The sequence below is a fragment of the Gluconacetobacter entanii genome (assembly GCF_003206495.1).
In the GTDB taxonomy this organism is placed as follows: domain Bacteria; phylum Pseudomonadota; class Alphaproteobacteria; order Acetobacterales; family Acetobacteraceae; genus Novacetimonas; species Novacetimonas entanii.
In genome coordinates this window covers 46988-59622 of the sequence record NZ_NKUF01000003.1, presented here as the reverse complement: position 1 = coordinate 59622, position 12635 = coordinate 46988, and the positions used below count along the sequence as shown (strand labels likewise).

The following is a 12635-nucleotide window of genomic DNA, read 5'->3' as shown; positions in this document are numbered from 1 at the left end:
ACCGGCATGCCGACATGCGATCGCGGAACCTCAGGTACGAAAAAGCGCGGTCACGCATGCTGCGCCGCGCGCACGGACGGAACTAACGCCGCAACCGGGAAAAAGTGCCGCCAGCAAGGCGACATGTCCGGGACGATGTGCGGATCGTTGCCGACCGTTCTGTTATGTCGTCCACCCACGGCTGAAATATGGGTCACGATATCGGCACCAGCCATATATGCGACAGTCAACATATCCCGTATCACCTGTATCAGGGGCGCGAATTCGTCTTCACGCGGCAATGGATGGACCATGAATTTTTAGGATCAGGCAAAATCATTACGATATCGAACGATTTTGCAGGGCCATATGTCTCTGCACCTCCCGATTTTATGCGACGCAATATATCGAATGGCTGATTTTATACTCAAAACAACATCAGAATGTAAGCAAATTTTCCAATTTTTGCCACGATTGTTATTTGTTGCTGATGGGACAAAGATTTTTTTGACACACATTGAGATATTGGCGCATCTTTTCCCCGTCCTGCCGTGCTGTCATACTCTGCCGTGCCCTTCCGGCGTGCCAACAGGCCGCGCGTCATGGCAGAGGTCAGCTTTCCCAATGTCGCCACCGGCGTCCGGGGCATAAGGTCATGGAACGTTTCACAGTGAGTCTCTTCGCACGTCCCCTTCTCTTCACGCTTCCGGCCCTTGTGGCGCTGCCTGCGTATGTCTGCACCCCCGCACAGGCGCAGAGCCTTGCGACACAGAAGGTACAGCGCGCGATGGACGTGCTGCATTTCAAGCCCGACGCCGCAAGCCAGCCCTGCCTGGACAAGCTTCAGGAACTCCACAAGGTCCAGGCCGTGATCGAAAAGGCGAGCGAAGGCAACCGCGACCCCGACCTGTCCCTTGCCCATGACGTCATGGAATCCGATTACGAGGATGCGACCGAAAGCTGCGTCCCCGATGCGGCAAAGCTCTGCAATGGCAAACAGTTCCAGTCGGACGCGCATTTCCGCCAGTCGTGCGAGAGCCTTGATGCGGTCATGTCCATCGATGGCTCCACCGAAGGCGAGGAAATGGCCACGCCCCCCGAAGGCTCCTCGCCTTCCGACGGTAGCGGCGGCTGACACCCGCCCCCATGGGGACCAGAAGCCCCTAAACCTCAAAGGTTTGTGGTGAAGCTTTTTCCAGAAAGCTTCAAAAAAGAATGCCGCCTTTTAAAAAGGCGGCACCCGGAACTTTCATCAGGACTCCAAGCCGGTCAGGACAGCGCCTCCAGCAGGTGCAGTCCTTCCGCATTGCCAAGGACGGCGGCCTTTTCGCGCGGGCTCAGGGCCTGGCGCGCCGCCTGAAGGTCAGGCACCTCCCGCAGCTTGACCAGTCCGACCAGCAGGTTGGCGTCGATCGGATCCCCCCTGTGCCGGGGCGGCGGCAGCATGGCGCAATGCAGCGCCAGCAGCGCCGGATGCGCACGCAGCACCGCCAGCGCATCGCCAATCGGCCGCCCCGCCATGTCGCGCAGGTTACGCATCGCACGCGCCAGCACGTCGGGCGGGGATGTCTCCTCCGGGATCAGCAGCAGGCCCGCGCGCCGCAGGTCCTGCCCGGCGGCCCTGCTTCCGGTCAGGATCGCCAGCGGAATAGCCAGCACCAGCCCCAGCAGGACCGGCAGCATCCACAGGAACAGCGAAAGAGAGACGACCCACGCCGCAACACCCAGCGCGACCCCGAACACGGTATAGCCCAGATACAGCCGCGCGTTCTGCAGGGCGGACACCCCGCCATCGTCGCGGCGTTGCGCGTTCCATCCAGAATCACGCCCCATCAGGATGGACAGCACACCCATCGTCTGGATCAGCATCGCCACCGGCGCGACCAGACCGCCAAGCACCGTTTCCACAAGGATGGACACAGCCGCACGGACCGCCCCCCCGCACCCGCGCCGCAACGGCCCGTCGCACAGCAGCGCGACATAGGCCAGCATCTTTGGCGCCAGCAGGATCCCCATCGTGGCCAGGAACATGAAGCGCGCCTGCACCGGATCGACATGCGGCCAGTGGGGATAGAGCAGCTTGGTGTCGCCAAAATATTCCGGCCGTGAAAACCGGCTCTGCAACGACACGAGGATACCGGCGAGCAGGAACACCAGCCACAGCGGGGAGGTCACATATGACCCGATCCCCATCAGCATGTGCAGGCGGCTGATCCAGTGCAGGCCCCTGGCCGAGACCACCTTGGCATGCTGCAGGTTGCCCTGGCACCAGCGCCGGTCGCGGATCGCGATATCCGTCAGCGACGGCGGGCTTTCCTCGTACGATCCCATCAGGGCGGGCACCATGTGGATGGCCCACCCGCCACGGCGCATCAGCGCGGCCTCCACGAAATCATGGCTCATGATCGCGCCGCCAAAGGGCTTGCGCCCCGGCAGGTGCGGCAGGGCGGCCTGTTCGGCAAAGGCGCGGGTGCGGATGACCGCGTTATGGCCCCAGTAATTGCCCTCCGACCCGTGCCACCAGGCGATGCCGTGCGCGATCAGCGGGCCATACACCCGCCCGGCGAACTGCTGCATGCGGGCAAACAGGGTCGTGCCATTGACGATCACCGGCAGGGACTGGATCAGGCCGACACCGGGATTGGCCTCCATCGCGGCGGTCAGGCGCACGATGGTGTCGCCCGACATGACGCTGTCGGCATCAAGGGTGATCATCTGCTGGTACGCCGCGCCAAAGCGGCGGACCCATTCGGCGATATTGCCGGCCTTGCGGTCGATATTCTGCGCGCGGCGCCGGTAATAGACACGTATCACCCCCTCCGTCGCGCGGCGCAACGCCATATAGGCTTCTTCCTCCGCCACCCAGACATCGGGATCGGTCGTGTCCGACAGGACGAACAGGTCGAACGCACCGGCCTGCCCCGTGGCGGCAAGGCTGTCGCAGATCGCGCGCAGTCCCGCCATCACACGGCCCGGGTCCTCGTTATAGGTGGGCATCAGAAGTGCCGTGCGCGCCACAAGCCGGGGCAGCGGCCCGTCCGGCCGGATGCCAAGGCCAAGCCCCCCGCCCCGCGACATCAGCGAGCAGAACCACGCCAGCGCGGACGTGAACGCCAGCGCGATCCACAGGAACAGCACCACGAACAGCCCCAGCATGACCACACCGGCGATGGAGACGCTGATGGCATTGAACACGAGGTTCATTTCATACGTGGCCCATCCCGTCAGCACCAGCGCACTGCCAAGGACAAGGACACGGCGCAGCACGATGCCCGACCATTGCGTCACCGGCGTGCCCGCGCGGCCCCCCGGCGGCAGGTGCGACAGGGAATGGACCGGCATCTCCAGCGGCGCGGGCGGCGGCAGCGTCCCCCCCGCGGCAGGGGACGCGCCGGGCGTCACGGCGTCCATCGGTAAACCCATTCCTCCGACACGGTCGCCTGGTCATTCGCCAGCGAGCAGTCGAGTTCGGCGATCTTCGCATCCTTTGGATCGAATTCGAACGTGGCGCGCCAGCCATGGATGTCGGGGTTCGGTTCGACCACGACATTGCGGATCTCGCCCGCGGAGGTACGGGTCTGGAGATGGAATTTCGCGTCCCTGGGAAGGTTCGCGAACGGCTCTCCCGTGAAATCTATGTCAAAGAAGCGGGTATGCGACCCATCCGTGGACGCCCCCACCCGCGTTGCGGAGATGCGGGCAAGATGCGTGGGCCATGGCGTGTCCCATCCCCAGTACATGCGATAGGTGAAGGCATATTCATGCCCCGCCGCCAGCGCATCGCGCGGCCGCCAGAAGGACACGATATTGTCGTTGACCTCGTTCGGGGTGGGGATTTCCACCAGGTCCACGCTGCCCGCGCCCCAGTCGCCGATCGGCTCGATCCAAAGGGAGGGCCGCTTTTCGTAATTGAGCGCCAGGTCCTCGAAATCCTCAAAGGCGCGCTTGCGCTGCATCAGGCCGAACCCGTGCGGGCGCACATCGGCAAAGGCGGAGAACTGCAGGTCCTGCGGGTTGCGCAGTGGACGCCACAACTGCTGCCCGCCGCCGGTCCACATCGACAGCGCCTCGCTGTCATGGGCGGCGGGGCGCCAGTCATCGACATGGTTGCGGTCGTTGGCGTCGAAATAGAACATCCCCGTCAGCGGCGCGATCCCCGACTGCGGGATTTCCTTGCGCGGGTAGAGATAGGTCTGCACGTCAAAGACCGTCGTCTCCCCCGGGCGGATGGTGAAGCGGAACGCCCCCGTCAGCGACGGACTGTCGAGCAGCGCATGCAGCACCACGCTGTCCACGCCGGAGCGCGGCTTTTCCAGCCAGTAGGCACGGAACAGGGCGAATTCCTCCCCCTTGGGATCGCCCGTGCCATCGGCGAACCCACGCGCCGACAGGCCATAGGTCTGCCCCTTGGCCACCGCACGGAAATAGGATGCGCCAAGGAAGACGCAGAATTCCTCCATCACGCCGGGCGTATTGATGGGCGCGCGGATCCGCAGGCCCGAAAAGCCGATATTGTCATCCACCCGCAATGCCGGGTTGCCATAGGTGAACAGGTCCGCCGAATACGGCACGGGGGCGGCCTTGCCGTCGATCACCTCGTACATCTCGATCCGGGGGCGGTAGAGGTAGCCACGGGGGAAGAATTCCACCTCGAACCCCAGGTTTTCCCCGTGCCACAGGGCCTGTTCGGGTCGATAGGCGATGGACGTGAACTGATCGAAATTCATGTCCCGCACGACGGCGGGCAGCGTTTCTTCCGGCGCGCGGTAGGCCTGTTGCGACAGGCGATGCGCAAGCTGTCGGACGGTTGTATCGTCAAAAACGCCCGCATCCGGCGCATCCGCCGCACGCGCGCCACGAAGTGCGTCGATCCCGCCGAAAAGGGAGAGAACCGACAGACCTGCTCCAGCCTTTACAATATCACGTCGCAACACTGAAATCATTCCCCGATCATTATCATTATCGGCCCACCGCGAAGCGGTTGCGGGTGACCTCTTTATCAATCGAATCCGCGCCGTTTTCGCGCGATGGCAGTCCAGTTACCTTCTCCTATGTCCGTGGCATGGCATTTTCACGGCACTTCACACATGCCCGACATCTCCGCCAGTGGCCCATCGGCCGCCTGACGCGAAAGCTGTTCTATTTCCCGGTACAGTTTCAGTACCTTGTGCCCGTCCTCCGACAGGCCGGCCCCACCACCGCCACCGGGGCGGGCGGCGACAAGCGGGTGCACGAAAACAGAGTTCATCGATTCCACCAGAAGCCACGCCCGGCGGTAGGACATGCCCATCGCCCGTGCTGCGGCAGAGATGGACCCCGTTTCCTCGATCTGTTCCAGAAGGCGGATCTTCCCATGTCCGAGCAGGGGTTTGCCATTGGCATCAATACGTAATGTAAGACGCAGATCCGTCATTCTGTCAGGTGCTCCTGCACTTGGGATAAGGGTGGACGCCGGCCCATCAATTACCGGAATATGACTATCTCGTCCAATAATGCCCAGGAAATGTTTTATTATATTTCCCGTCTATACGCACAACGGTGAAAATGACAGCACAATGGCGTTCCCTGTACCATTCCGACCTGCCAGATGTACAGGCGCTGGCAGGGCGGATCCATCCGTCCTATCCCGAAGATGCGGCGGTTTTCGCCGAACGCCTCGCCCTGTGCCCGGCCGGGTGCCTTGGCCTGCACGAAGATGGAAAGAGACTGGCGGGATACCTGCTGAGCCACCCGTGGCGCCTGCGTGCGCCGCCGCGCCTGAACACGCTGCTGCATGCGCTGCCACCGGATCCCGACTGCTGGTATGTCCATGACATCGCCATTGCCCCGGCCCTGCGTGGACAGGGGGCGGCCACCCGTGCACTTGCCCTGGTGGAACATGCTGCGCGCCGGGCGGGGCTGCACCGCATCGCGCTGATGGCGACGGGGCAGGCCGTGGGATTCTGGCGGCGGCAGGGTTTTGCGCCCGTCCCCTCCGATGCGGGGGCCGCCGCGTCCTACGGCGATGGGGCCATGCACCTGTCGCGCGCCGTCCCGGATGTGGGGTCGTGAAACATCCGTCCGGGACAGCACGCGGGTAAAAGTCCTGCGAATTTCCGGATGCCGGCCCTTGATCCAGAAAGTCAGCGTTCCCTGAAGCCTTTCAGATCAGGAGCTTTACCAGAAATTTCTGCTGATAAAGTTGCTTACGCCTCAGTCCGGCAGGCTGGCACGGACGCCATGTTCGCGGATCGCCCTGCGTGCCGCAACGATCGCCTGCGTCAGTTCCGGTGTCTGCACATCACGCCACCCGTCGAACGCCGGCAGCGCAAGGGCCGCGGCAAAATCGGGATCACGGGCCAGCGCGACCTGCCCTTCCGTCAGGGTTGGCTCCAGCGGGGTATAGGTGTCCCCCTTTTCACTGCTGCCGCGCAGCATTTCCAGATAGGCGGCAAGGCCGAAGGCGATGCGCGACAGGTCATGACCCGACTGGAGCGAGCGACGCACCGTATCGGTCCAGAAAACCTGCGATTTCGACGCGCCATCGCTGCAGATCCGCAGCAGCGTATCCGCCACCGCACGGTTGGAAAACCTGCTGATGACCTGGCGGCGATAGGCGTCAAGGTCCAGCCCCTGCGGCGCATGGATCTGCGTCATGACGTCCTTCTGCAGGTAGGCATTGATGAAGCGGTGCAGGTCCGCATCCGCAATCGCGTCATGGACATAGCGATAGCCCAGCAGGAGGCCCAGCGCGCCAAGCGTCACATGCGCGGCGTTGAGCATCCGGACCTTCACCTGTTCATACCCGGTCACGTCGCTGACGAACTGCACCCCCGCCGTCTCCAGCGCGGGACGCCCGGCGCAGAAACTGTCCTCGAGCACCCACTGGCTGAACCCCTCCGCAAGGACCGGCAGCGCATCATCCAGACCACTTTCACGGTTCAGCAGGTCGCGCATGGCGCCATCCACGCTGGGGGTGATGCGGTCCACCATGCTGCACGGGAAGGTCACGTTGGCCTCGATCCACTGTGCAAGGTCCGGGTCATAGGCACGGGCATAGCCGACGAAGGCCGTGCGGGCGACCTGCCCGTTATGGCGCAGGTTGTCGCACGACATCACCGTGAACGGCCCCGTCCCGGCCGCACGCCTGCGGCGCAGGGCCTCCACCACGAACCCGAACACCGTGGCCGGGGCCTGCGGATTGGCAAGGTCGGCCTCCACCCGGGGATTGTCGATGCGGAATTCGCCGGTTTCCTCGTCGATGTTGTAGCCGCCTTCGGTGATGGTCATGCTGACGATGCGGATGGCGGGATCGCACAGGCGCGCCAGCACCGCCTGCGGGTCCGCCGGGGCCAGCAGGTAATCGCGCAGCACCCCGATGACCCGGACGGAACGCGTGCCATCCGCCTCCACTTCCGTCAGGGAATACAACCCGTCCTGCGCACGGAATGTCTCGGCCTTGCGTTCGCTGCGCGCGCCTGATGTCAGGCCGACGCCCACGATCCCACACGGCCCCGGCTTCCCCCGGTCAAGGCAGCGTTCGACGTACCATGCCTCATGCGCGCGAAAGAAATTGCCAACCCCGAAATGCACGATTCCTGGCGTCAGTGTCGCCGGATCGTATTCCGGTCCACGCACACCTTCGGGAAGGTTTCCAAGAATCGCTTTGTTCAGCATGGTGATGTCCAGACTCCTGTGAAGGTTGATCCATTCCCGTAACCGCAAGGCATGGCGATCACGCAGGCACGCGCCTGCAGGCGCATGCCCACCGGGACATTACGGATACCAACGCGCCAGCATGCCGTTGGTGCCATGCAATCTGACATAAACCTGAAACATGTCCAGAATATGCAACAATTATCGTGGGATGGAACCACCCTGCCGCGACGCCGGGGGCCTAGCCGACATGCGCCACGCCGCCATGGGGTGCGTCCGGCGGCGGCGCACCTTCGTCCGTGCGCCCGTCGGCCCAGACATTGCGGATCAGGACCGTCATGTCGGTATGCAGCAGGCCGATGGCGAAACACATCACCGGCGTCCAGTGGGGCCCGGGCTGGTGGATCTGCGACAGGACATCCTCCACTCCCTCGTCCGGCAGGGGCTTGCCCCGCCCGCGTGTCGCGGCAAGGTCGCACCGGTCGGCCAGTTGCCCCAGCACATGGGACAGGACCTCGCGCTCGCTGCGCAGGATGTCGCCGGTGCTTGCGGTCTGCCCCTCCACGGCGGCGCGCGCGACAAAGACCGCATCCGCGCGCAGCTTGCGCAGGAGCCCCGGCAGACGCATCACCAGCGGGTCATGCCGCGCCAGTGACCCGGGATGTTCGACCTCCGCCTCCTTCACCCCGTCATTGAGGTCCTGCAGCAGGGATCGGCATCTGTCATCGATCGCGGCGACCGCGTCACTGTCGGGATGCTGGTGCAGCGCCAGTTCCAGCAGCGCCGACACCTGCCGCAGCAACAGCGCCGAATTGCGCAGTACCTCGCGCCGGGCCTCGTTGCGCAGCACGAAGAAGGAGACGACGAACGACACCACCACCCCGATCATGATGGAGGCGATGCGGTCGAACGGCCGTGCGAACGGCGCGCCATTGCCGGGGAACAGCAGCACCACCATCAACGTGATGACCGCGACGCGCATCTTGGGCCGCGCCGCCGCCAGCACCGCGACAGGCATCAGCATGACCCAGAACACAAGGTCCGTGGGCCAGAACAGCCACTGTTCCATCGCAATGGCGGAAATCCCGGCCGATGCCCCGATCAGGGTGCCGACGATCTGGTCCTGCCCGGTGGACAGCGTCTGTGTCATCCGGCTCTGCGTAATCACCACGACCGAGGTGATCAGCGCCCAGACCGGTTCCTGCAGGTGCACCAGATGGGCGACAACCCCCGACCCGATGAGCGAGACGACCATGCGCACGACCTGCCGCCAGGTGCCACCCGCCGCGATGAAGACATTACGCGCGTAAGAAAAAACGGGACCTGCCATCAATCGGGGTGTGCGCCCGATTCAGCCAGCGGGAACGGCACCCAGCGCAGGCCGTCGCTGTTCTGCACAAGGAACAGCACGGTGCGGCGCTTCTGCGCGCGGACAAGGTCGATCTGGTGCTTCAGTTCGGCAGGCGTGCTGACGGTGGCCTGCTGGACCTCGGTAATGACATCGCCCGTGCGCAGGCCGCGTTCGGCGGCGGGACTGTCATCGGTCACGCCGGTCACGACAACGCCCTTCTGGCCTTCGGGCATGTTGTATTTCTGGCGCGCGATATCGTCGATCGCCCCCACGGTGAAGCCAAGGCCCGCGACCGCCATGCTGCCGCTTGCGGGGGCTTTCTGCGCGGGCTTGCCATCGGCTTTGTCGGTCTTTTCCTCCGGCAGGGCGCCGATGGTGATGGTGACATTCATCGGATGGTCATGGCGCACGATGCCCAGATGCGCGACACTTCCGGCCGGAAGCTGTGCAACAAGGCGCGGCAGGGCGCGGCCGTCGATGTCCTTGCCATCCAGCGTCACGATCACGTCGCCGGTCTGCAGGTGCGCGGCAGCGGCCGGGCCCTTGGCCTCCACCCCGGCGATCAGGGCGCCATGCGCGCTTTTCAGGCCCAGCCCATCGGCGATGTCCTGCGTCACGTCCTGGATACGCACGCCGATCCACCCGCGCGACACCTTCCCGTGCTTGCGCAACTGTTCGATGATGCCCTGCGCCTCGGCCGAGGGGATGGCGAAGCCGATGCCGATCGACCCGCCGGAGGGCGAGAAGATGGCCGTGTTGATCCCGATCACGTCGCCATGCAGGTTGAACAGCGGCCCACCCGAATTGCCCTTGTTGATCGGGGCGTCGGTCTGGATGAAATCGTCATACGGGCCCTGTTCGATATTGCGCCCGCGGGAGGAGATGATCCCCGCCGTGACGGTGCCCGACAGGCCGAACGGGTTGCCGATCGCCAGCACCCAGTCGCCCACGCGCGCATGGTCGCTGTCGCCGAACGGCACGGCGGGCAGCGGCTTGGGGCTGTCAACCTTCAGCACGGCAAGGTCGGTGCGGTCGTCATGGCCCAGCAGGTGCGCCTTGAGCACCGTATTGTCCTGCAGCGTCACCGTGATCTGTTCGGCATTGCGCACGACATGGTTGTTCGTCACGACGATCCCGGCGGGGTCGATGATGAAGCCCGACCCCAGCGCCTGCATCTTGCGCGGTGGCGCGTTGGGGGTGTTCTGCCGGTTCATGAAGTCGTGGAAGAACTTCTCGAACGGGGAGCCCTCGGGGAAATTGGGGATCTGCGGGCTGCTGTCGCCTTCGTCACCGTCATCGTCTTCATCACCGGGACGCACCATCTCGGTGGTGGAGACATTGACGACCGCGGGCAGAAGCCGCGCCGCAAGGTCGGCAAAGCTGTCGGGCGTGTCATGGCCCGGCGCGGGCAGGCGCACGGGATCGCTGACGGGCGTGACATGCGCGGCCGCCGGTGGTGGCGCGACGGTGGCGGCGGGCGGCAGCGCGTATGCCCGCGCCGTCGCCATCGCCAGCAATGCGGCCCCCATGCCCAAGGCGGCACTGGATCTGGAAAAAGCGGAAACGTGGTCGGGCATGTGGCTGGTTGCTTCCTGATCTGGACTGGGCCTGAGCATTTACACCATTGCGGCGGGCGGGGCGAATGTCACGCCCCGTCACCCTGATAACATGACGCGACACCTCCCGGCAGCCCCGTCAGTTCAATAAGCCACGCCGCCAGCGCCTCGCCCAGCAGGCGGTAGCCCCGGTCGTTCAGGTGCAGCCCGTCAGGCGACAGCGCCACAGGCTCCAGCCCCAGTTCCGCGCACCATGACTTCATCCGCACATACCGCGTGAACAGCGGCACATGGTCCTGTTGCGCGATGTGGTGCACTGCTTCACGAAACGCGGGAAAGGCCGGGCAGGTTTCCAGCACCGGGCAGTATTGCTGGTCCATCAGCACGACATCCGCGCCCGACGCACGCATCTGGGCCAGGTCGTCGCGGGTGCGCGCGATGAAAGCACCGACATCATCCCCCCTGAGCGGGTCGTTGCTGCCGGTCTGCCACACGATCAGGTCGGGCCGGTCCGCCAGCATGCCGCCCACGCGGGCGTGCATCGCCTCCGCATCGTCGCCGCCCACGCCATGGCCGATGACCTCCACCCCGCCGGGCGCGAACGGGGCCAGGACGGCATGCATGATGGCGGGCAGGGCATGGGCGGGCGTGCTTGCCCCCACCCCTTCGATGGTGGAGGACCCGAACAGGGCGATCCGCACGCCCTTCCCATCACGCAGCAGGCGCGTCAGGCGGGGCAGCACATCCGCCCCGGCCGCATCCGTCCCTGTCGTATCCGTCATGATCGTTCCCTTCGTTGCCTGTGTCATATCCATCCTACACGACATTCACGCCCTGCGCGCGGCCCGGGCCAGCGCACGCCTGCGGTCCAGTTCGCGCGTCATGCTCCACAGCAGCGCGAACCCCACCACGTTGATCGCAACCTGCATGCCCCAGACGACGCCAAAGCTGGTGAAGACCAGCCGCCCGTACAGGTCGATGATGGTGCCAAGGGTGAACACCTCCAGCGAATGGCGGCCGAACATCGCCATCAACTGCCCCACACGTCCCTGCGCCCAGCGCGTCGCCAGCGTGGAGGACTGCACAAGGTAGAACAGGCACAGCACATCGAGCAGCCGCAGCGGGGAGAGCACCATCTTGTCCGTCCATGGCGTGGCCATGGGCCGCACGTCCGGCAGGCCCCAGTCCATCCACGGGAATGATTCCACCGCCGAAAACACCAGATAGGCCCAGCACGCCGCCGCCAGCACCCGCCAGCGCGGCAGGCTGCCGCCATGCCGGCCCGCAAGGATGGACGCACACGCGCCCAGCACGAACAGGAACTGCCACGCCAGCGGGTCGAAATACCACCCGTCCGGGTCCAGCCAGTTGGGGAAATTGAGCGACGGGTCGAAATTGACCACCGCCCACAGCGCGCCGCTGGCCGCAAGGACGGGCCACGGCCCCACCCGGCGCAGCACCCAGCATAGCGGCGCGAACACCCCGAGCAGCACGATATAGAGCGGCAGGATATTGAGGTTGCCCGGCAGCGCCTGCAGCAGCATCACCCGCCACAGGGAATCCAGCCCATGCGCCAGTTCGGGTTCGAGGAAATCGACCGGCACGGGCCAGTACTGCCGCCACAGCCGGATGGTCGCGATCGTCACCACCGCCATCAGCGTCTGGAAAACATAAAGCCGCCCGCACCGGCGCACGATGCGTTCGACCACGCCCTGCCATGGCTGGCGCGAAAATGCCCGGCCATAGGCCAGCCACGACGCATAGCCCGCCAGCAGCACGAACACCTCCGCCGCGTCGGCAAAACCGACATTGCGCATGGTAAAGCGGTTGAGGACATCCTGCGGGATATGGTCGATGCACATCATCAGCAGCGCCACGCCACGCAGGGCGTCCACGCGATGGTCGCGCACCCGTGGCGCGCTGACGCCCGTCACACCCGCCCCTGATGTGGGGGCGGACACCCCGGCGGGACGGGGGACCTCCGCACCGTCCGGCGGGGTGATGGCCATGTGGGGACCACCTGCCTGCACGCATGATGTCATGGCGACGTACTACTTCTTTCCTGCGCATGAGCCCGCACCACTCCCCACGGGCACGCGGCACCGGGCCACGAT

General features: G+C 64.9%; 11 protein-coding genes. 2 read left to right on the top strand and 9 right to left on the bottom strand.

Translation table 11 applies throughout. From position 1 onward, the window contains the following. Positions 1-406: 406 nt before the first annotated feature. Positions 407-604, bottom strand: a complete 198-nt coding sequence (locus CFR72_RS17435; protein ID WP_167400277.1) for a hypothetical protein — start codon at positions 602-604, stop codon at positions 407-409. Positions 605-649: 45 nt separating this feature from the next. Here CFR72_RS17435 and CFR72_RS02250 point away from each other — a divergent pair, with 45 nt between their 5' ends. Next, on the top strand, positions 650-1114 hold the full coding sequence (locus CFR72_RS02250) for a hypothetical protein (protein ID WP_233044507.1): 465 nt from the start codon (positions 650-652) through the stop codon (positions 1112-1114). A gap of 134 nt (positions 1115-1248) precedes the next feature. Here the strand turns inward: CFR72_RS02250 and mdoH are convergent, their stop codons facing one another. The 3 genes from mdoH to CFR72_RS02235 form a co-directional block, all read right to left on the bottom strand. Continuing rightward, positions 1249-3390, bottom strand: coding sequence for a glucans biosynthesis glucosyltransferase MdoH (gene mdoH, locus CFR72_RS02245; RefSeq protein ID WP_110912444.1), 2142 nt, complete (start codon positions 3388-3390; stop codon positions 1249-1251). Next, positions 3378-4922: a glucan biosynthesis protein gene (locus CFR72_RS02240; protein WP_110912443.1), complete on the bottom strand. Its 1545-nt coding sequence runs from the start codon at positions 4920-4922 to the stop codon at positions 3378-3380. The genes mdoH and CFR72_RS02240 overlap by 13 nt, the downstream gene beginning before the upstream one ends. Before the next feature lie 128 nt (positions 4923-5050). Next, positions 5051-5392, bottom strand: coding sequence for a winged helix-turn-helix domain-containing protein (locus CFR72_RS02235; RefSeq protein ID WP_110912442.1), 342 nt, complete (start codon positions 5390-5392; stop codon positions 5051-5053). A 131-nt stretch (positions 5393-5523) separates the two neighbouring features. Between CFR72_RS02235 and CFR72_RS02230 the strand changes: the two genes are divergently transcribed. Continuing rightward, positions 5524-6030: a GNAT family N-acetyltransferase gene (locus CFR72_RS02230; RefSeq protein ID WP_110912538.1), complete on the top strand. Its 507-nt coding sequence runs from the start codon at positions 5524-5526 to the stop codon at positions 6028-6030. Positions 6031-6171: 141 nt separating this feature from the next. Here the strand turns inward: CFR72_RS02230 and CFR72_RS02225 are convergent, their stop codons facing one another. From CFR72_RS02225 to CFR72_RS02205, 5 genes are all read right to left on the bottom strand, one after another. Beyond that, positions 6172-7635 (bottom strand): mannitol dehydrogenase family protein, encoded by a 1464-nt coding sequence (locus tag CFR72_RS02225; RefSeq protein ID WP_110912441.1) that lies wholly within the window; start codon positions 7633-7635, stop codon positions 6172-6174. A 220-nt stretch (positions 7636-7855) separates the two neighbouring features. Then, the gene (locus CFR72_RS02220) at positions 7856-8944 is read right to left on the bottom strand and encodes an FUSC family protein (RefSeq protein WP_110912440.1); all 1089 of its coding nucleotides are present in this window, start codon (positions 8942-8944) and stop codon (positions 7856-7858) included. Then, on the bottom strand, positions 8944-10542 hold the full coding sequence (locus CFR72_RS02215; RefSeq protein WP_110912439.1) for a DegQ family serine endoprotease: 1599 nt from the start codon (positions 10540-10542) through the stop codon (positions 8944-8946). The genes CFR72_RS02220 and CFR72_RS02215 overlap by 1 nt, the downstream gene beginning before the upstream one ends. Before the next feature lie 68 nt (positions 10543-10610). Then, on the bottom strand, positions 10611-11303 hold the full coding sequence (locus CFR72_RS02210; protein ID WP_110912537.1) for an SGNH/GDSL hydrolase family protein: 693 nt from the start codon (positions 11301-11303) through the stop codon (positions 10611-10613). 45 nt (positions 11304-11348) lie between these two features. Further along, positions 11349-12530 carry an OpgC family protein gene (locus tag CFR72_RS02205; protein ID WP_110912438.1) on the bottom strand — a complete coding sequence of 394 codons (1182 nt, stop codon included), beginning with the start codon at positions 12528-12530 and terminating at the stop codon, positions 11349-11351. Positions 12531-12635: the final 105 nt, after the last annotated feature.

What these genes read in the sequence shown, in the direction of transcription:
- CFR72_RS02205 (WP_110912438.1), bottom strand. Translation starts at nt 12,530, where the DNA reads ATGGCCATCACCCCGCCGGACGGTGCGGAGGTCCCCCGTCCCGCCGGG.
- CFR72_RS02225 (WP_110912441.1), bottom strand. Translation starts at nt 7,635, where the DNA reads ATGCTGAACAAAGCGATTCTTGGAAACCTTCCCGAAGGTGTGCGTGGA.
- CFR72_RS02235 (WP_110912442.1), bottom strand. Translation starts at nt 5,392, where the DNA reads ATGACGGATCTGCGTCTTACATTACGTATTGATGCCAATGGCAAACCC.
- CFR72_RS02220 (WP_110912440.1), bottom strand. Translation starts at nt 8,944, where the DNA reads ATGGCAGGTCCCGTTTTTTCTTACGCGCGTAATGTCTTCATCGCGGCG.
- CFR72_RS02230 (WP_110912538.1), top strand. Translation starts at nt 5,524, where the DNA reads ATGACAGCACAATGGCGTTCCCTGTACCATTCCGACCTGCCAGATGTA.
- CFR72_RS02215 (WP_110912439.1), bottom strand. Translation starts at nt 10,542, where the DNA reads ATGCCCGACCACGTTTCCGCTTTTTCCAGATCCAGTGCCGCCTTGGGC.
- mdoH (WP_110912444.1), bottom strand. Translation starts at nt 3,390, where the DNA reads ATGGACGCCGTGACGCCCGGCGCGTCCCCTGCCGCGGGGGGGACGCTG.
- CFR72_RS02210 (WP_110912537.1), bottom strand. Translation starts at nt 11,303, where the DNA reads ATGACGGATACGACAGGGACGGATGCGGCCGGGGCGGATGTGCTGCCC.
- CFR72_RS02240 (WP_110912443.1), bottom strand. Translation starts at nt 4,922, where the DNA reads ATGATTTCAGTGTTGCGACGTGATATTGTAAAGGCTGGAGCAGGTCTG.